The sequence below is a fragment of the Hoeflea sp. Naph1 genome, assembly GCF_046837775.1.
GTDB lineage: Bacteria > Pseudomonadota > Alphaproteobacteria > Rhizobiales > Rhizobiaceae > Hoeflea.
Genome location: NZ_CP177286.1, coordinates 1199444 through 1218790 on the forward strand (window position 1 = coordinate 1199444; position 19347 = coordinate 1218790).

General features: G+C 59.7%; 17 protein-coding genes and 1 tRNA gene. 13 read left to right on the forward strand and 5 right to left on the reverse strand.

The features are described 5' to 3' along the window. Positions 1-64: 64 nt before the first annotated feature. The gene (locus ACK6D9_RS05680) at positions 65-967 is read left to right on the forward strand and encodes an EamA family transporter (RefSeq protein ID WP_412050958.1); all 903 of its coding nucleotides are present in this window, start codon (positions 65-67) and stop codon (positions 965-967) included. Positions 968-1102: 135 nt separating this feature from the next. After that, positions 1103-2329, forward strand: coding sequence for an alpha/beta hydrolase (locus ACK6D9_RS05685; protein ID WP_322988272.1), 1227 nt, complete (start codon positions 1103-1105; stop codon positions 2327-2329). Positions 2330-2370: 41 nt separating this feature from the next. On the opposite strand, the gene argB is transcribed toward ACK6D9_RS05685, so the two are convergent. Further along, positions 2371-3267, reverse strand: a complete 897-nt coding sequence (argB, locus tag ACK6D9_RS05690) for an acetylglutamate kinase (protein WP_322988260.1) — start codon at positions 3265-3267, stop codon at positions 2371-2373. A 387-nt stretch (positions 3268-3654) separates the two neighbouring features. On the opposite strand from argB, the gene ACK6D9_RS05695 reads away from it, so the two are divergent. The 4 genes from ACK6D9_RS05695 (at position 3655) to msrB (ending at position 6286) form a co-directional block, all read left to right on the forward strand. Continuing rightward, positions 3655-4194 carry a sigma-70 family RNA polymerase sigma factor gene (locus ACK6D9_RS05695; RefSeq protein WP_322988261.1) on the forward strand — a complete coding sequence of 180 codons (540 nt, stop codon included), beginning with the start codon at positions 3655-3657 and terminating at the stop codon, positions 4192-4194. Continuing rightward, positions 4191-4889, forward strand: coding sequence for an anti-sigma factor domain-containing protein (locus ACK6D9_RS05700; protein WP_412050959.1), 699 nt, complete (start codon positions 4191-4193; stop codon positions 4887-4889). The genes ACK6D9_RS05695 and ACK6D9_RS05700 overlap by 4 nt, the downstream gene beginning before the upstream one ends. Positions 4890-5037: 148 nt before the next feature. Continuing rightward, entirely contained in the window at positions 5038-5592 is a 555-nt protein-coding gene (locus ACK6D9_RS05705) for a fasciclin domain-containing protein (RefSeq protein WP_412050960.1), read from the forward strand. Positions 5593-5773: 181 nt separating this feature from the next. Beyond that, positions 5774-6286: a peptide-methionine (R)-S-oxide reductase MsrB gene (gene msrB / locus ACK6D9_RS05710; protein WP_412050961.1), complete on the forward strand. Its 513-nt coding sequence runs from the start codon at positions 5774-5776 to the stop codon at positions 6284-6286. 32 nt (positions 6287-6318) lie between these two features. Here the strand turns inward: msrB and yihA are convergent, their stop codons facing one another. From yihA to rpmH, 4 genes are read right to left on the reverse strand one after another with little or no spacing between them, the layout of a single operon-like run. Beyond that, entirely contained in the window at positions 6319-6993 is a 675-nt protein-coding gene (gene yihA, locus ACK6D9_RS05715; protein ID WP_412050962.1) for a ribosome biogenesis GTP-binding protein YihA/YsxC, read from the reverse strand. 22 nt (positions 6994-7015) lie between these two features. Next, entirely contained in the window at positions 7016-8836 is a 1821-nt protein-coding gene (yidC, locus tag ACK6D9_RS05720) for a membrane protein insertase YidC (protein WP_322988266.1), read from the reverse strand. Continuing rightward, positions 8836-9285 (reverse strand): ribonuclease P protein component, encoded by a 450-nt coding sequence (rnpA, locus tag ACK6D9_RS05725; protein WP_412050963.1) that lies wholly within the window; start codon positions 9283-9285, stop codon positions 8836-8838. Before rnpA ends, yidC begins: the two co-directional genes overlap by 1 nt. A 35-nt stretch (positions 9286-9320) precedes the next feature. Beyond that, the gene (gene rpmH, locus ACK6D9_RS05730; protein WP_267655048.1) at positions 9321-9458 is read right to left on the reverse strand and encodes a 50S ribosomal protein L34; all 138 of its coding nucleotides are present in this window, start codon (positions 9456-9458) and stop codon (positions 9321-9323) included. Between the two features lie 313 nt (positions 9459-9771). On the opposite strand from rpmH, the gene ACK6D9_RS05735 reads away from it, so the two are divergent. From ACK6D9_RS05735 to ACK6D9_RS05765, 7 genes are all read left to right on the forward strand, one after another. After that, positions 9772-10596 (forward strand): DUF547 domain-containing protein, encoded by an 825-nt coding sequence (locus ACK6D9_RS05735; protein WP_412050964.1) that lies wholly within the window; start codon positions 9772-9774, stop codon positions 10594-10596. Between the two features lie 190 nt (positions 10597-10786). Beyond that, positions 10787-11578 (forward strand): TVP38/TMEM64 family protein, encoded by a 792-nt coding sequence (locus ACK6D9_RS05740; protein WP_412050965.1) that lies wholly within the window; start codon positions 10787-10789, stop codon positions 11576-11578. 73 nt (positions 11579-11651) lie between these two features. Then, a complete protein-coding gene (locus ACK6D9_RS05745) occupies positions 11652-13082 on the forward strand; it encodes a dihydrolipoyl dehydrogenase family protein (RefSeq protein WP_412050966.1) in 1431 nt (476 codons plus the stop codon). Between the two features lie 23 nt (positions 13083-13105). Beyond that, complete coding sequence (locus ACK6D9_RS05750; RefSeq protein WP_322988270.1) at positions 13106-14575, forward strand: HAMP domain-containing sensor histidine kinase; 1470 nt, start codon at positions 13106-13108, stop codon at positions 14573-14575. 323 nt (positions 14576-14898) lie between these two features. Next, positions 14899-14975, forward strand: a tRNA-Arg gene (locus ACK6D9_RS05755). Positions 14976-15718: 743 nt separating this feature from the next. Beyond that, a complete protein-coding gene (gene hsdR / locus ACK6D9_RS05760; protein ID WP_412050967.1) occupies positions 15719-18070 on the forward strand; it encodes a type I restriction-modification system endonuclease in 2352 nt (783 codons plus the stop codon). Continuing rightward, the gene (locus tag ACK6D9_RS05765; protein ID WP_412050968.1) at positions 18045-19310 is read left to right on the forward strand and encodes an AAA family ATPase; all 1266 of its coding nucleotides are present in this window, start codon (positions 18045-18047) and stop codon (positions 19308-19310) included. Before hsdR ends, ACK6D9_RS05765 begins: the two co-directional genes overlap by 26 nt. Positions 19311-19347 lie beyond the last annotated feature (37 nt).

Sequence of the window (19347 nt, forward strand, 5' to 3'; positions counted from 1 at the left end):
AGCGGCAGCAGCCCGGGCAAATAAATGTGGCACGATTGCCGGTCGCCGTGATACCCGCAGCTTAATGGAAACTTGGATACTCATCACCATCGCTGCGGCGTTCTTGCAGAACATTCGTTCAGTGCTGCAAAAACACCTCAAGGGGGTCATGGGCACCACCGGCGCCACCTTTGTGCGTTTTGGATTCGGGCTGCCGTTCGCCGTGGTCTTCGTCGCGTTGCTGGTGTTCGTTCTGGACAATCCGTTGCCGCGCCTCAACGTCGAGTTTTTCGGCTGGGTGCTGCTTGCCGCACTTGCGCAGATTACCGCGCAGGCACTGCTGATCCAGATGTTCAGCCATCGCAATTTCACCGTCGGCACCGCCTATTCGCGCACCGAACCGGCACAGGCCGCGCTGTTCGGGCTGATCTTCCTGGGCGACCGCATCGGGCCGGGCACACTGGTGGCCATCGCCATCAGCCTGGTTGGCGTGGTGCTGATCTCGGTTGCCCGCTCGGCCACCGGTGCAGCGGCGTTGCTACGGTCGGTGTTTTCACGCACCGCGGCGCTGGGGCTTGCGTCGGGGACTGTCTTCGGCATCGCCGCCGTCAGTTATCGCGCCGCCTCACTGTCGCTTGGCGGCCCCAACTTCATGATGCAGGCGGCGGTCACCCTGCTTGCAGCAATCACCTTGCAGACCTGCGTCATGCTGGTGTGGATGTGGATGCGGGCGCCGGGCGAGTTGGCCCGCATTCGTGCTGCCTGGAAAATAGCAACCATGGTTGGCCTGGTCGGCGCCACCGCCTCCTTCGGCTGGTTCATGGCGATGACGTTGCAAACCGCAGCCGTGGTCAAGGCGCTGGCCCAGATCGAGATGATTTTCACCTTCGCTTCATCGGTGCTGATTTTCCGAGAACACGTCAATAAGCTTGAAATTTCCGGCTGTATCCTCATTGTTGCCGGTATTGTCGTGCTTCTGCTCGTCTGAACGTTGCCTGCTCTGGCCGGCAGCTTGCGCCTGCACCTCTACTTCCTTTCCACTTCGGGTAATGATCTCATGTCTGCGCAGCAAATGCCGAAACAGAGACCGCCCGTCCTGCGGAAGCGTGTAAGCGTGGTGTCGATGGTGCTGGTCCTGTCCGCCTGCGCCAGCGCACCCGAGGGCGTTCTCTCCCCGGTGGCACAAACCTCGCCCGACGCGACCACGGTCTCGATCATGGTTGCCACCACCCGTGCTCCTTCCGACAATCCCGGCCTGCTCTACACCGGCGAGCGCGGCAACCAGATCGATTTCAACGAACTGGTGGTTTCTATTCCACCGGAAGCGAGCCGCAAGATCGGTGAGGTGCAATGGCCCAGGAAACTGCCACCAGACCCGTCGAGGGATTTCGCGACCCTGGCCGTGAGCCCGGTTGAAGGCAATACCGCGATGAGCGATTGGTACCGGCGCAACAAGTCCTCCAGCGGCCGTCTGCTTGTCTTCGTCCATGGTTTCAACAACCGCTATGAAAAAGCAGTCTACCGCTTTGCCCAGATCGCCCATGACAGCAAGACCGACGCCGCGCCTGTGATGTTCACCTGGCCGTCACGCGGTTCGGTGTTCTCCTACCCCTATGACAAGGAAAGCACCAACTACTCCCGTTCGGCACTCGAAGGCGTTCTTTCGGCTGCGGTCAACGAGAAGGATATCCGCGAAATCACTGTGCTGGCGCATTCGATGGGGACCTGGCTGACCGTGGAATCGCTCCGCCAGATGGCCATCCGCAACGATGGCATACCGTCCAAGATCCAGAACGTGATCCTCGCCGCCCCGGACCTCGACATCGATGTGTTCCGCCAGCAATTGGCCGATATGGGGCCGGACCGGCCCAAGTTCACGGTGTTCGTTTCCAAGGATGACCGCGCGCTGACCTTGTCGCGACGGATTTCCGGCAATGTCGACCGGCTCGGCCAGATCGACATCACCGACCCGGCCTACCGCCAACTGCTCGAAAAGGAGGGCATCACCGTCCTCGATCTCTCGGCATTGCAGGTCGGCGACCGCCTCAACCATTCCAAATTTGCCGAAAGCCCGGAAGTGGTCCGGCTTCTGGGTCAGCGGCTGATCGACGGCCAGACCGTCACCGACCAGGATCTAGGACTTGGCGCCGAGATCGGCACCACGGCGCTGTCGGTGTCCAATACGGTGGGCTCGGCTGCGGGGCTTGCGGTCTCGGTGCCGATTGCCATCCTCGACCCCTCGACCCGCGCCACGCTCGAAGACCAGTCACGCCGTTTTGAACAGAATCTCGGCGACAGCATCAAGGGCGTGGTGCCGGTGATCCCCAAATCGACCAGCACTCGCCGCTGATGTTGGCGATTGACGGCTGACACCGGGTGTTCAGGCCGGGGTTACGGGACCAGCAGGGTGCCTGCGCCGTGCGAGGTAAAGATTTCCAGCAGCACCGCGTGCGGCGTCTTGCCGTTGAGGATGACCACCCCCTCGACACCGCGGTCGAGCGCCTCGATGCAGGTTTCCACCTTGGGGATCATGCCGCCGGAGATCGTCCCGTCGGCAATCAGTGCGCGGGCCTGGGCGACCGTCAATTCGTCGATCAGCTTGCCGTCCTTGTCGAGCACGCCCGGCACATCGGTCAGAAACAGCAACCGGGTGGCATTGAGAGCGCCTGCAATGGCGCCGGCAAAAGTATCGGCGTTGATGTTGTAGGTGTGGCCATCACGGCCCGGCGCCACCGGCGCCAGCACCGGGATCATTTCCGATTTGGCCAGCAGGTCGAGCAACGTCCGGTCAACTTCCACCGGCTCGCCGACAAAGCCCAGATCGACAACACGCTCGATGTTGGAATCAGGATCAGTCACCCTCTTTTGGGCCTTTTCGGCATAGACCATGTTGCCGTCCTTGCCGCACAGGCCGATCGCCCATTCGCCTTCGGCATTGATCAGGGCGACGATTTCCTTGTTGATCGAGCCGGCCAGGACCATTTCGACAATCTCGACGGTTTTGGCGTCGGTCACCCGCAACCCGCCTTCGAATTTCGATTCGATGCCCATCTTGGCCAGCATTGCGCCGATCTGCGGGCCACCGCCATGCACGACGATCGGGTTGACGCCTGATTGCTTGAGAAGGGCGATGTCCTGCGCAAATGCCTTGCCGAGCGCAGCGTTGCCCATGGCGTGGCCGCCATATTTGACCACGATTGTCTTGTTCTCGTAGCGCTGCATGTAGGGCAGTGCCTCGGCAAGCAGGCGGGCCTGTGTGGCGGCAGTTTCGCTGGTGGCATCGATCATTGGTGCGGCGTCCCCTTGAGGCTCGAGCGCCGCGCATGAACCAGGACAGGCACGCAGAGCTCACTCACTTGTATGAACTGGAGCGCTGTTTAGAGCGGTTCATCTTCAAATGGAAGCTGTTTGACGGATTAGGCTTTCCGGCTCGGCCAGGAAACCACCGCAAGTGCGACGCAGTACATCGGCGAAAATTGGGGGAGGCTGGCATGGGAAGTGCAACTCGCCGAAAGGGCAGGGGAGTTTGCGACAATCCGGGGCCGCCTCAATGGCAAGGAAAACCGATCCGCCGGTTTTAACGTATGCTGGAATACAGCAACCCTGAACAGGGCATCCGACAGCGCCCCGAACGGTTGTTGCTGCGGTCGTCGGAGTGGAGAAACTGAACCCGTCATGAGCCAACAAGATCTTTCAGGGCTGATTGTTCACACCGCGCTCGGCAACCGCGCGGCGTTTTCCACCCTGTATGAAAGCACCAGCGCGAAACTTTTTGGCGTTTGTCTTCGTATTCTCAAGGACAGGGCCCAGGCGGAGGATGCCGTCCAGGAGGTCTATGTCCGGATCTGGCGCCGCGCCGGCAGCTTTCGCGCCGACAAGGCCTCGGCCATGGCCTGGCTGGTGACAATTGCCCGCAACCAGGCGATCGACATGATCAGGGCGCGCCAGCCGGCAACGCTTGAGTATGATCAGGCGCCGGACATGGCTGACCCGGATCTCGATCCAGAGGCCCGGGCAGCACTTGCCGGCGAGGGCCGGCGGATCGAGGCTTGCCTTGGCGAGCTGGAAGCCGACAAGGCGGCCGCCGTCGTCAATGCCTATGTAGAGGGCTTGAGTTATCAGGAGTTGGCCGCGCAGAATGCGGTGCCGCTCAATACAATGCGAACCTGGCTGCGCCGTAGCCTGATCAAACTGAGAGAGTGCCTGAACCGATGAGTATCGGCGCCCCCCATTCCGACGATAATGCCCTGGCCGGCGAATACGTGCTTGGCGTGTTGCCGCTTGATGAGCGTCGCGCTGCCGAACAGCGCATTGCCAGCGAGCCGGCCTTTGCCGAGCTTGTCAGCTCCTGGCAATCCGAGCTGGCGACGCTGGATGATGCCTATGCGTCGGAAGCGCCGCCCCGCGGCGTCAAGGCCCGCATCGATGCGCGGCTGTTTGCCGAGGCCGCAAAACCGGCGGGCCTGTGGGGTTCGCTGGTGTTCTGGCGCGGTCTGGCTTTGGCGTCTGTTGCCGTCGTTGCGGCGATCGGCGCCTATAATCTCGATCTTGTTGGCGGTTCGACGCCCGGCTCCGCCCCCGCGCTGGTTGCCGAACTGGGTGCGCCCGGCAGCGCCGTCGGGCTGGTAGCTGCACTCGATCCGACAAGTGGCGCCCTGCAGATTACTCCGGCAGCGGTCTCGCCCGATGACGGCAAGGCGCTGGAATTGTGGCTGGTGCCGGGCGAGGGAGCGCCGATCTCGCTGGGACTGGTGCCCGAGGACGGCGGCCGGCTGGTGCTCGACCGCAGCCTGAGCGATCAGCTCTCTGCGGGCGCCCTGATTGCCGTCAGCCTCGAACCGGCCGGCGGATCACCCACTGGCGTGGCGACCGGCCCGGTCGTTCTGTCCGGTACTCTGGCTTCGAAATAGGCCGAAAACTGCCACGTCGAAAAAAAACGACGAATGGCTGAAACTAAATTCTCCGGGCTCCCGTCTCTTGTTGTGTAACCGCCGCCGAAATGTAGCGGCTGATGATCACGGCCCGGACTATCCGGCCCCAAACACAAGAGGCTGAACCATGAAAACCATTCTTCGCACGCTCGCCGCTTCCGCCATCCTTTTCTCCGGCGTGAGCCTGGCCCAGGCCGAAAACCCGATGGTCGGCGGCGCTGCCATGATGTCCGACAAGAACATCGTCGAAAACGCCGTCAATTCCGCCGATCACACTACCCTGGTCGCCGCCGTCAAGGCTGCCGGCCTGGTCGATACGCTGATGGGCGAAGGCCCGTTCACCGTGTTCGCACCCACCAATGAAGCCTTTGCCGCATTGCCGGAAGGCACTGTCGACACGCTGCTCAAGCCCGAAAACAAGGACCAGCTGACCAAGGTGCTGACCTGCCATGTTGTTGCTGCGGACGCGATGTCTGCAGCCATCATGAAGATGGTTGACGATGATGGTGGCGCGCACCCGGTCAAGACCGTCGGTGGCTGCATGCTCAACGTCACCTACAAGGGCGACAAGGTCATGATCGAAGACGAGACCGGCGGCGTCGCCAATGTCACCATCGCCGATGTCGATCAGTCAAACGGCGTCATCCACGTCATCGACAAAGTGCTGCTGCCCAAGGGCTGATGCGCTGAAGCGCTCGTAGCGTTTACCCGGGTGCGCCGGCGCCCCTTGATTATTCGGCGCACCAATCGGGTGGCCTCCCGCCCGACCTTCGGGCGGGAGGCGTTTCACGCAGCCGTGAAAAACCGTGCTTGGCCATTTCCAGCGGGTCGATCTAGGTTGAAATCAACACAGGAGAACGCCGATGACCAACACTTCCGATCTTCCCCGCCGGGCACTGCTTGCCGCTGGCGTTGCCGGTCTGGCGCTGTCTGTGTTTGCCCGCCGCACCCCCGCCACGGCCTCTGAAACCGATTTCGAGATCATGCGCAGCGAGGCCGAATGGCGCGCTAAGCTAACGCCCGCACAGTTCAAAGTGCTGCGTGAAGAAGGCACCGAGCGGGCCTTTTCTTCCGATCTTAATACCGAAAAGCGCAAGGGCATGTTCCATTGCGCCGGCTGTGATCTGCCGGCCTATTCATCCGAGGTGAAATACGACAGTGGCACCGGCTGGCCCAGTTTTTGGCAGGCCGAACCTGATGCGGTTCGCAGCAAGGAAGACAAATCGCTGTTTTCGACGCGTACCGAGGTCCATTGTCGCCGATGCGGCGGTCATTTTGGTCACATCTTTGACGATGGCCCGGCGCCGACCGGCAAGCGCCACTGCCTCAATGGCCTGGCTCTGACTTTCAAACCGGCTGCCGATCAGGCCGCCTGAGCCGCCCCAATTTCCGTCGCATTAAGCCGGATTCAGGTGCCGATAGCAACGGTGATGGCGTTTCTCAGTTCCGTCAGGCCTTCGCCCTTTTCCGATGAGGTGACGAGCACCTCCGGATAGGCGGCGGGCCGTTTTTTCAGAACCGCCAGCGTTTCGGTGACCAGCCGCGGTATGCCCGCATCCTTGATCTTGTCGGTCTTGGTCAACACTATCTGGTAGGACATCGCCGCCTTGTCGAGCAGGTCCATCACGCCTTCATCGTTCTTTTTGACGCCATGGCGCGAATCGATCAGCAGGTAAACCCGCTTCAATGTCGAGCGGCCGCGCATGTAATCAAACACCAGCTTGGTCCACAGATCGACCTGATCCTTGGGCGCCTTGGCGTAACCGTAGCCGGGCATATCGACTAGTGCGATCGGCGGCAGGTCGCCTTCCGCGCCGGAATGGCCCTCGGGCACGAAATAGTTCAGCTCCTGGGTCCGGCCTGGCGTGTTCGATGTCCGCGCCAGTCCCTTGACGCCGACCAGCGCATTGATCAGCGACGACTTGCCGACATTAGAACGGCCGGCAAAGGCAATCTCCGGCGGCCCTTCAGGCGGCAGGAACTTCAGCGACGGCACGCCGCGGATGAACACCCACGGCCTGGCGAACAGGTTGAAGGCATGCGCTTCAGTGGCGGCGAGCGCCGGATCGGCCGGTAATTTCATAGCTCCGGCTCCCGTGCCGTAATCAGGTTGCTTTGTTCTTGCGTTTAAACAGCGCCACCAGGTTGTCCCACAGTTCGATCTTGACGCCCTGGCGCTTCATAATGATGCCCTGCTGGGTCACCGACAGCGTGTTGTTCCAAGCCCAGTAGATCACCAGACCGGCCGGAAAGGTGGCCAGCATGAAGGTGAAGACCACCGGCATCCAGGTAAAGATCATAGCCTGGGTCGGATCCGGCGGTGTCGGGTTCATGCGCATCTGCAGGAACATGGTGATGCCCATGATCAACGGCCAGACGCCGATCATCAGGAACGATGGCACATCATAGGGCAGCAGGCCGAACAGGTTGAACAGCGATGTCGGGTCAGGCGCCGACAGATCCTGGATCCAGCCGAAGAACGGTGCGTGGCGCATCTCGATGGTGACATAGAGCACCTTGTAGAGCGAGAAGAACACCGGGATCTGCAACAGCACCGGCCAGCAGCCGGCCACCGGGTTGATCTTTTCCTTCTTGTAGAGCTCCATCATGCCCTGCTGCAACGCCATCTTGTCGTCGCCATGCTTGGCTTTCAGCTCTTCGAGCTTGGGCTGCACCTTTTTCATGTTGGCCATCGACACATAGGACTTGTTGGCCAGCGGGAAGAAGACGAGCTTGACGAGAACCGTGGTGGCCAGGATCGCCACGCCGAAATTGCCGAACAGCTTGTAGAGCGTATCGATCAGCCAGAACATCGGCTTGGTGATGAAATAGAACCAGCCCCAGTCGATCATCAGGTCGAAATTGAGGATGTTATGCTCTTTCTCATAGCCCTCGATGACCGGCACTTCCTTGGCGCCGGCAAACACCAGCGTCTTTGACGTCACGCTGTTGCCCGGTGCGATGGCCTGGGCGTCGGATTTGAAATCCGACTGGTAGCGTGTCCGGCCATCGCTGAAATAGGCAAAGCGGGTTTCAAAGCCCGCGCCCTGCGGCGGCACGACTGCGGCGGCCCAGTACTTATCGGTGATTCCCATCCAGCCGGCGGTCGCCTTGGCGTGCGTAATCGCCGGTGAATCCTCGACGTCCGAATAATCGACTTCCTGCAGACCCTCCTCGCCAATGACGCCGATCAGGCCTTCATGCAGCACATAGATGCCCTGGGTCTTCGGTTTGGCGAATCGCGTGATTCGGCCGTAACCGGCAACCGAAGCGGTTGCCGTGCCAGAGTTGGCGATGGTGTCTTCGAAGCTGAACAGATAGTTTTCATCGACCGAGACGACGCGGGTGAAGATCAGCCCGTTGCCATTGTCGTAGGTCAAGGTCACCGGTGTTGACGGTGTCAGCACCTGACCTGCGGCGGCTGTCCAGACGGTATCGGGTCCGGGCGCCGGGCCCGATTGCGCGTCGGCAATGAAACCGACTTCGGCAAAATAGCCGTCAGTGAGAGTTGCCGGATTGAACAGCGAGATGATCGGGCTTTCGGGGTCAATTGTCTCGCGGTATTCCTTCAGCCGCAGATCATCGATCCGCGCGCCGGTGAGGTTGAGTGAGCCCGTCAGAGCAGGTGTATCGATGGTGATCCGGGCAGACTGGGCAAGCGCCTGTTCGCGCGACAGGCCGGCAACAACTGGCGCTCCGCCTGCCGGGCTTGCCACGTCGCCGCCAGGCGCCGTTCCGCTCACCGCGCCCGGTGACGCAGCCTGCTGCGTTCCGGTCGCTGCCGACTGGGCTGCCTGTTGTTCCTGCAGCGCCTGCGCAGCTTCACGCTCGCGGTCGATCTTCGGGGATACATAGAGGAATTGCCAGGCGACAAGGACGAGCACCGACAAGAGGATTGCGACGAAATAGTTGCGATTGGTTTCCATCACTCATTCCTGATGGCCGGGCTTGTTCCGCCTGGCGTTCTGGTGTTGTCCGGCGCGGCGGAGGTCTGTCCGTCGCGGATAGATCGTGGTCGCTTCCGGTCGACGCTTTCCCCGACCCGTTCGCGCAGCGCTCGTACAAGTCTGTCAAAGGGGGCATTCAGCGTGTCCCGTCGCGCGACAATCACATAGTCATGTCCGGGCTTGAATGGAACCCCCGTCGTGAGACGGACTGCTTCCTTGAGGCGGCGGCGCATTCGATTGCGCTCCACGGCGTTGCCTTGCTTGCGGGTCACGGTAAAGCCGATTCGCGGGGCTTCGCCCGGTTTGCCGCGGTCCAGCATTTCAAGCAGGAAGTAGGGTCCGCGCAGACGGGTTCCCTTCTGCACGGCAAGGAAATCCGGACGGATCTTGAGCCGCCCGGGTTTCTTGATGGTGTCGTCTTGCGCCACGCGATTTTCTTTCTTCGCGGGCTCGCCGTCAGCGATTAAGCCGACAGACTGCTACGCCCACGGGCGCGACGAGCCTGGATGACCTTGCGGCCACCCTTTGTGGCCATGCGCGCACGGAAGCCGTGGCGACGCTTGCGAACAAGCTTGGATGGTTGGTAAGTACGCTTTGGCATTTATTTTAATACCGCGGTGTGCGGCCCTTCTTGGAACATCTGCGTTTTGGGTGTTCAGTCCGTCAAAAAGCGCTCCCGGAAACCGGAAGCTACCACGGACGCAGGGCTTATAGGCAGGTTCCTGTCCAAAAGTCAATGAGCCGATCAGCGGCTGCGCGTGGTCACTTCCATTCACAAGCCGGTGACCCGGGCCCCGCAAGTATTGCTTCTGGGGCAGGCCTGCGCAAAGTCCTGTGCAACAAACCAGTCACGACATCGACCCGGATGACACAGCGCCGCCTGTACAGCGCTATCAGCAAAGGATGCGCCCACAATGAACGTTGATCGCCGCACCATCCTGTCAGGCGCCGTTCTGTCAGGCATTGTCAGTCTCGCCGGCGCGTCTCTTCTGACACCGTTACCCGCCCACGCAGCATTGACCGGGTTTCGCCCCGCCGGCAGTGATGGTTTTGACCATTCCGCCTATGACGCGTTGCTCAGGGCCCATGTCATCGCCGATGCGAATAGCTACAACCGGGTTGATTACCGCGGTGTGAAATCACAGCTAGGGGCGCTCAAATCCTATGTTGCAGCCCTTGAGGCCGCCAATCCGGTTAGCTTGTCGCCCAACGAGGCGCATGCCTACTGGATCAATCTCTATAATGCCAAGACGCTGGAGGTGGTTGCCGAAGCATTCCCGGTCAGCTCGATCAAGAAGGTCAATCTGGGTGGCTCCTTCCTGTTTGGTTCAGGGCCCTGGAAGGCCAAGTTGATGACCGTCAACGGCGTTGATCTGTCGCTGGACGATATCGAACATGAGATCGTCCGTGGGCTGTTTAAAAACCCGATGTCGCATTACGGGCTCAACTGCGCTTCCTACTCTTGCCCCAATCTGGCCGCACGCGCTTTCACCGGCGCCAATCTTGACGCGCAACTACGCCAGAACGCCGTCGATTACGTCAATCATCCGCGCGGTGTGAAGATCGAGAATAACCGCATCACCGCCTCCAAGATCTATTCCTGGTACGCTTCCGATTTCGGCGGCAAGGGCAAGCTCAAGGCACATTGGTCGGGTCTCGCGGCTCCCGAGAAGGCCGCCCGCATCGCCGGCGCGTCAATTGCCGGCTATGACTATGACTGGAGCATCAACGCGCTGTAATCCAGCCCGGAGCGCAGGGCCGGAGGATGACGCCGCTCTCACGCCAGCGTGAGAATGACAGGCGCCAACCTCACACGAGTTTGGGATTTAGCGAGGGATTGTCATTGGCGCTTGCCAGCCTCAGCCTCTAAACCAGTCTTCGAGAGCGAACGCGGACAAGGCGCCGCCGATCCGAAACCGGAGACAGCATATGAACGCCCATTCCCCGACACGGCAGATGGAACAATCAATGGCGAGCAATCACGATGCGCTGCAAGATCCCCCCAAGCCGGCCTGGCGCAGATATCTGCCGCTGGCAGTGGTGGCGGCTGGACTGGGCGCTGGCTATGCCGCCGGCCTTCATGATTATTTGTCACTGAGCGTTCTTGCCGAACAGCGCGATACGCTCAAGCAGTTTGTCGCCGATCACCGGATTGGTTCGGCGCTGGGCTTTGTCGCCATCTATGCCACCGCTGTCGCCTTTTCGTTTCCGGCTGCGTCGATCCTGACCATATTTTCGGGCTTCCTGTTCGGCTGGCTGCTCGGTGGTGCCCTGACCGCTGTGGCGGCCACCGCCGGCGCCACGGTGATCTTCCTCGCCGCCCGGTCGGCCTTCAGTGATGTCCTGCGCAAGCGTGCTGGCCCCTTCGCCGCCAAGCTTGCCGACGGCTTTGCCGACAACGCCTTTGGCTATCTGTTCGTGCTGCGTCTGGCACCGGTGTTTCCGTTTTTCATCATGAACATCGCGCCCGCCTTTTGTGGCGTCAAGCTGCGGCCCTATGTGGCGGCGACCTTCTTTGGCATCCTGCCCGGCACCTTTGCCTATGCCTGGCTCGGCCAGGGTCTCGACAGCGTTATCGTCGCGGCGGCAGAAGCCGGACGTGAGGTTTCGGTGGCCGATCTGGTAACCCCCGAGATCACCATTGCCTTTGTTGGCCTTGCAATTGTCGCGGCCATCCCCACCATAGTTCGCAAGGTTCGTGATCGCTCGCGGGCCGCCTGAGCACTGATAGTCCCGGGTCCGCATAGCCCCGCAACCACCAGCACGATTTCATCCAATCGAAAGTAACCAGACCATGACCAGCCAATTGACACCTGATATTTGCGTGATTGGCGCGGGTTCCGGCGGCCTGTCGGTCGCCGCCGCCGCTGCTGCCTTTGGCGTCGACGTGGTTCTGATTGAAAAGGCCAAGATGGGCGGCGACTGTCTAAATTATGGCTGCGTGCCCTCCAAGGCAATGATCGCCGCCGGCAAGCACGCCCACGCCATTGCCGAGGCGCCCGCTTTCGGCATCACCGCCGGTGAAGTCAAGGTCAATTTCCGCAAGGTTCATGACCATGTCCAGTCGGTGATCGGCGCCATTGCCCCCAATGATTCGGTCGAGCGTTACCGCGCCATGGGTGTCAATGTGATCCAGGCCGAAGCCCGTTTTGTCGACAAGAACACGGTTGTCGCCGGCGACACCGAAATCCGCGCCCGGCGCTACGTTGTCGCCACCGGCTCGTCGGCTTTCGTACCGCCGATCCCCGGGCTCGACGACATTGATTACCTGACCAACGAAACCCTGTTTGAACGCACCCGCGCGCCAAAACATCTTATCGTCATCGGTGGCGGCCCGATTGGCATGGAAATGGCCCAGGCGCACCGCCGGCTGGGCGCCGAGGTTACGGTGGTTGAAGGCGCCAGGGCGCTCGGCAAGGATGACCCCGAACTGGCGGCGATCGTGCTCGACAATATCCGTGCCGAGGGCGTGACGATCCTCGAGGGCGCCAAGGTGACCTCGGTGGAAAAGCGCGGCAAGACCGGTGTGCGTGTCAATTACGAGCGTGAAAGTGGCGCGGGCTCTGTCGATGGCACCGACGTGCTCGTTGCTGTCGGCCGTCTCGCCAATGTCGATGGGTTGGGGCTCGACAAGGCCGGCGTCGAGCACGACCGGCGCGGCATCAAGGTCGGCGCCAATCTGCGCTCGTCCAATTCCCGCGTCTACGCCATTGGCGATGTTGCCGGCGGGCTGCAATTCACCCATGTAGCCGGCTATCACGCCGGCCTGGTGGTGCAGCAGATCCTGTTCCGGCTGCCGGCCAAGGAAAACCGCGACATCATTCCCTGGGTTACCTTTACTGATCCCGAGCTTGCCCATGTCGGGCTGACCGAGGACGAGGCAAGCAAGCGCCATGGCGGTCGGATATCGGTGCTGCGCTGGCCCTACGCCGAAAACGACCGGGCCCAGGCCGAACGCCGCACCACCGGCCTGATCAAGATGGTGGTCGACCGCAAGGGGCGTATTCTCGGGGTCTCGATTGCCGGCGCCGGCGCCGGTGAAATGATCAACATGTGGGCGCTTGCTGTCACCAATGGCCTCCGGCTCAAGGACGTGCGCGGCTACGTGCCGCCCTATCCGACCATGGCCGAGATTGGAAAACGCGCGGCGATCTCCTATTATAGTCCGCTCACACGCAAACCGTTTGTGCGTGGGCTGGTGCGTTTTCTGCGGCGCTTCGGCTAACACTGAACGGGAGAGAGTGGATCATGTCGAACGTGGAAACCGAACAGGCCACCCACCGGAGTTGGCTGGGTGCCCGAAGCTTCTCCTCGAAGCTGTTGTGGCTGACGATCCTGTTCGTCATGATCGCCGAGGTGCTGATCTTTGTGCCGTCGGTTGCCAACACCAGGATCCGCTGGCTCGAGGACCGGCTCAACACCGCTGGCGCTGCGGCCGTGGTGATCGAGGGCGTCAACGAGATGGAGTTGCCGCAGGCGATCCAGGACGACACGCTGATGGCGACCGGCACCAAGGCCATTGCTCTGCGCAAGGACGGCATGTTCCGGATGATCGCTTCCGTCGACGATCTGCCGATGGTCACTCACCAATATTACCTGGCCTCGATATCGCCGCTGCGGGCGGTCATCGATGCCTTTGACACGATCCTGTTTGGCGGCGACCGCATCATGCGCGTCTATGGCCCGGTGGGCGGCGATCCGGACATGATCATCGATCTGGTGCTCGAAGATGCGCCGCTGCGCCACGCCATGCTGATTTACGGACGCAACGTGTTCCTGCTTTCGGTGCTGATCTCGGTTATCACCGCCGGCCTGATGTTTTTCTCCATCAACCGGATGCTGATCCGCCCGGTAAAACGGGTGACGGAGAACATGCAGGCTTTTTCCGAGGACCCTGAAAACCCTGCCAACATCATTGTGCCCGGCCCGCCGGTTGATGAACTGGCCGCGGCCGAAGGCCACCTTGCGCAAATGCAGACCAGGCTGCAGCAGACCTTGAAGGAACAGCGCCATCTGGCCGATCTCGGTCTTGCCGTCTCCAAGATCAACCACGACATGCGCAACATCCTGACCTCGGCGCAGTTGATGTCCGACCGCCTGTCGATGGTTGACGACCCGTTGGTCAAGCGTTTCGCGCCCAAGCTGTTGCGCACCATCGACCGCGCCGTCGGCTATTCCAGCGAGGTCATGGCCTATGGCAAGGCGCGCGAGGCCCAGCCGCAGCGGCGTTTCATCAATCTGGCCGCGCTCGCCGAGGAAGTACGCGACATTGTCGTTGAGGAATCCGATCCCCGGATCGAGTTTGTGCTTGATGTCGATGACGCGCTGGAGGTCGAGGCCGACAGCGAGCAGATGTTTCGGGTGATCTACAATCTGGTGCGCAACGCCGCCCAGGCCTTTGAAACCGACCATGCCGACGATACCGCATTGGTTCGCCGTATTACGTTGTCGGCGCAGCGCTCTGGTTCGGTGGTGGAAATCCGGGTGGCCGACACCGGGCCGGGGTTGCCGGCCAAGGCGCGCGAGAACCTGTTCAAGCCGTTTCGCGGCTCGGCCCGTTCCGGTGGTACCGGGCTCGGACTGGCCATCGCTCGCGAACTGGTGCTCGCCCATGGCGGCTCGATCTCGCTCGACGACACAGTCACCCGCGGCGCCGCGTTCCAAATCGAGCTCCCCGATCAACCGGTACCACTCGACACGTTCCGCGCCCGCGCCTGAGTTCGTCACGACGGACGCCCGGCTTTGGAGACTTTCACACCGGATATTACCGAGGCTCGGCCTTACTTGATCGGCAAGCGGCCGCACGGGCTGATTCTCGGCTCCTGTGGGCGGGGTTTATCGAGCCATGCCGCGGCCTTGATGAGAGCCGGTTGCGGTTTCGCCGATGGTCAAGAAAGCTCGGCAAGCGCCATTTTCGGGCAACTTTAGTGCGTTGCAGCGATGGAATGTGGCATCGCCCGCTTTTTTCGCCAAATCCGCTTGCAATCCCCGGCGGTCCGTTTTAGGAGAACGGCCTCGCAGGCGTTTTTCGCTTTGCATGCGCGCCCGTAGCTCAGCTGGATAGAGCACCAGACTACGAATCTGGGGGTCAGAGGTTCGAATCCTTTCGGGCGCGCCATTTAACTCTTTGAAAACAGAGAGTATTTGCGATGGTCTAGCTTTGGGTGGTGCTGTGATCTTTTCTGGAGTCGCCACCGAGTCGCCACGACCTAAAGTATCCTCGTATTAGAAAAAATGTCTCCCCCCACCCTACTTGATGCTGTGACCATTCATACCGTACTCTCAGTTGGGGCTGGGATCGGCTTCGCCTTCACTCTGACGGCCTGTGCATTAACCAGCTCTGATCCGCGGAAAATCCTAGCTCCCGCTGACCCAAAATCGAGCAACGCTTCAGAATTGTGGTGCCGTGAACGATGAAGCCCTTCGTGTAGGCGACGGTAGGGCGCTGGCGGCCGTTGATCTTCTTGCCTGCGCCATCACGGTATACTTCACCATTTTTGCTGGCTTGGCGCTTTGGCTATCAATGGTCCCAGTATTTGGGTGTAGCTCTCTACCCTCAGGCTCTGATGCCAATTGGACGAATACGACGTTCGTCACCGGCGGCGAGCTTCCACTGCACCCGGCGGCGCCCTTAGCAGCATGCGTCAAGTAATGCGGAGAATCGATGCCAAAGCGCCAAATCCAGAGAATCAGCGAGCCTCTCTGGCCAGGAAGCTCCCCAACGCATTTTTTTGGGGGGAGAGTGGGAAACGATTGGCTAGAATACTAATGCTTGCAACGCCGCAAGCTTGCTGCATAAAATCAACCTTAGGATGAAGGCGGAACTCTGCAAATCGAAGCTATCTTCGTTCACGGCGTCTGATGTTGGGTAAAAAGGGTGTCATGGTAGTTGGCTTTTCAAATTTTGCATTTTTAGAGTCATCTGAGCCGCAGTTGCGCAGATTGGGTGTTCTGGCAGAACGCTACTTTTCTGAGGACCCTAATACCTGCAATATCAAGCTACGCCAGTTTTCTGAATTAGTTGCTCAGCTAACGGCCAGTCGATTTGGGTTGACCGTTGAGTCAACCGATAGTTTCGCTGATATCCTGCGACGTTTGAAATATGAATGTAACCTTCCCAGGGAAGTTGGCGACCTCTTCCATGCACTGCGGGTGAATGGCAATCGGGCTGCGCATCAGAATTCGGATGACTTTGCCAGCGCATTGAGCGGACTAAAAATTGGCAGACAGCTTGCCATCTGGTTTACAAGAACATTCCACGACTCCACGCAAAAATTCGGCCCGTTCGTTCCACCGCAAAACCCAAAAGATGTGACCGAAACTCTTTTAGCGGAGCTTGATCGGCTGAAAGAAGAGTTGGTGATCTCTCTCACAGATGCAGAAAGACATCGCGAGGCAGCCCAGCGATCAGAAATCGAGAGGCAAAGCGCCTCTGAGCGCGCTGCAGCAGCACGTTCGGATCGCGAGATTTGGGAACTGCTTGCTGAAGAAGCGGAAAAGGACCGTCATGAACTGGTAAAGCAATTGCAATCCGTGCAGCAGCTAGCAACGGCAAAGGATGCTCCTAGCACGGCAATTGTCACCGGGCTTGCTCGTGATGCCGCGAACCAAATTAATCTGGACGAAGCCGACACACGTGTGTTGATCGATCAACAGTTGCGCGATGTAGGATGGGAGGTTGACACCAAGGTGCTTCGGTTTGCATCCGGCAGTCGCCCGATGAAGGGCCGCAACCGGGCGATAAGCGAGTGGCCGACAGCGAGTGGACCATCCGACTACGCTTTATTCTGTGGAATGGTCTTGGTCGGAACTGTTGAAGCAAAACGTCAAAATCGCAATGTAATGGAAGTTCTCCGGCAGGCCGAGCGCTATTCGGTCGGTATCAAATTGCAGGACGGTGAACTCGCCGAAGGAGGGCCTTGGGGAGAATTCAAAGCGCCATTTGCCTTTTCGACCAATGGTCGGTCCTACCTCAAGCAAGTTGAGACCTTGTCTGGTATCTGGCGGCGCGATTTGCGGGACAACGACAATCCTGCCGAGGTGCTGGCAGGGTGGCCGTCGCCGCGTGGTCTCCTTGAGCGTCTGTCGGTGGACAAGAACGCGGCCTATCGCGACCTCGCCGCGCAGCCGTTCGATTTTGGATTTCCGCTGCGCCCCTACCAACGGCATGCCATTGAAGCGGTTGAAAAAGGGCTGATCGAAAATCGGCGCACCATGCTGGTGGCCATGGCGACTGGGACTGGCAAAACCAAACTGGCGATCGCCATGCTGTATCGCCTGATTTCGGCCAAACGGTTTCGTAGGGTGTGCTTCGTCGTAGATCGTAGCGCTCTGGGCGAACAGACAGAGCGCGAGTTCACCACGACCAAGGTTGTGAACGGTAAAGCCTTTGCAGATATCTTTGGCCTGAAGGGACTTGATGACGCCATACCAGATGACGAAACCCGCATTCACATCTGCACGATCCAAGGTCTGGTGCGCCGCGTGCTCTATGCGGCGGACGAGGCCGACGCGCCGTCTGTAGACCAGTATGATCTGATCGTCGTTGACGAATGCCATCGAGGTTATCTCCTGGACCGCGAAATGTCAGACACCGACATCACCTTTCGGAGCCAGGACGACTACGTTTCAAAGTATCGCCGTGTCCTTGAATATTTCGACGCAGTCAAGATCGGCCTGACCGCCACGCCCGCCCTGCACACGACCGAGATTTTCGGTCTGCCGGTCTTCACCTATTCCTATCGTGAGGCCGTCATCGACGGCTTTCTTGTTGACCATGAGCCGCCCGTGCGCATCGGAACGATGTTGTCCGAAGGCGGTATTCACTTCTTGCGCGAAGATCCGGTCGATTTCATCCACGCGGCCAGTGGAACCATACAATCGGCCACGCTTCCCGACGATATCGACTTCGAGGTTGAGCAGTTCAATAAGGGCGTCATCACTGTCTCGTTCAACCGAGCTATCGCGCAGGAACTGACCAACTTCATCGATCCAAGCTTGCCAGACAAGACGCTGGTGTTTGCTGTGACAGATGCGCATGCCGATATCGTCGTGAACGAATTGCGCACAGCTTTTCGCAATGCCTATGGAGCGTTACCCGATGCGACCGTGCAGAAAATCACCGGCAAGGTCTGTCGAAGCGATCACCGAGATTTTCCGTTATGTAGATCAGCCATCCAGCACGTCGATGGGCAAGCTACGGTTCACCTTTGAAATTGATTACGTCATCCGTGGGCGCAATGTGCGGATCAACAACCGCGATGGCAGGACACAGGTTGCGGTTGACGGTGAGTCGATGACGATGAGCCGGTTTCAGGCCGACAAAGCCAACCTTTTTCCCGACCTGATCTTCGGTTATTACTCCGGTACGGGACGTCGCCTGGAAAAGCTATTCGATGCCCATCAGGCCCGATATTACAACGTGATCAACAAAGACGGCAGTGAAAGCGACTATCAGGCTGCTCGCGTCGCCCGCCGCATGTTCTATTGTCGCCCCGTCCATGGTGTGTTCGCGCTACTTTCGCACTTTGCCAAGCCGGGAGGGAAGGGCCAATCGTCTCATCTGCTAAGCGAGAAGCTTGGCATTACGGGCTTTCATTCTGCACTTGCGCTTTTCAAGGAGCCGTCGTGGTTTAATCACGCTAATTGGAAAAAGTCGCGGTCGGCAACTTTGGCCGCGCCAGAACGCGGACGGAGAAGTTACAACGAACTCGCCCAGCAGGCTCAAGATATCTGGGGTGCCAGAGGTCCTGCAGGTGAATGTGCGCGAGCGTTGCATGAAATCGCCTTTCATCCCCTCTCGGTGACGGGAAAGGTGGTGGACGACTATCGCGACAAGCCAAAGGTAGAAGCGCAACTGGCGTGTTTCATCCGCGACAAAGCGACCCTGCAAAAGTTCGCCGCTTCGTATGACAATGATCAGGAAATGTTCGCGGCCCTAGAGGCGGCTGACATATCCGACCTGTTCCGCGAGATGCTGGTTTGGGTAACACGAGCCGACAACGACAGCGGCGACGTCAGTTTCAGTGACCTGTCAGACGGCGAACGGCAACTGTTAATGGTGCTTGGCCTGATCCGCGTATCACGTGGCAAAGAGGCACTGTTCCTGCTCGATGAACCCGATACCCACCTCAATCCGGCATGGCAGCTCACATATCTGGAGCTGATCAAGGAGTGGACTGAAGTCGCCGCCGACAAGGATCGCTGCCAGATTATCATGACCTCGCATAATCCACTGACTATTGCTTCGCTCACAAAACAGGAAGTTCGGGTTATGCAAAGCGGCGAAGATGAGGCCCTGAAGATTTCAGAGCCCTACACCGACCCAAGAGGGATGGGATTTACCGCCACTCTGACTCAGATTTTCGGCTTGCCCACCACACTGGACCTCGCGACGCAGCAACAGATTGATGATCGCAATGCATTGGCTCGGATTGAGCAACGCATGGCATGACGTCCGCTACGCAGATCGCCCGCCATTGACTCCAGAC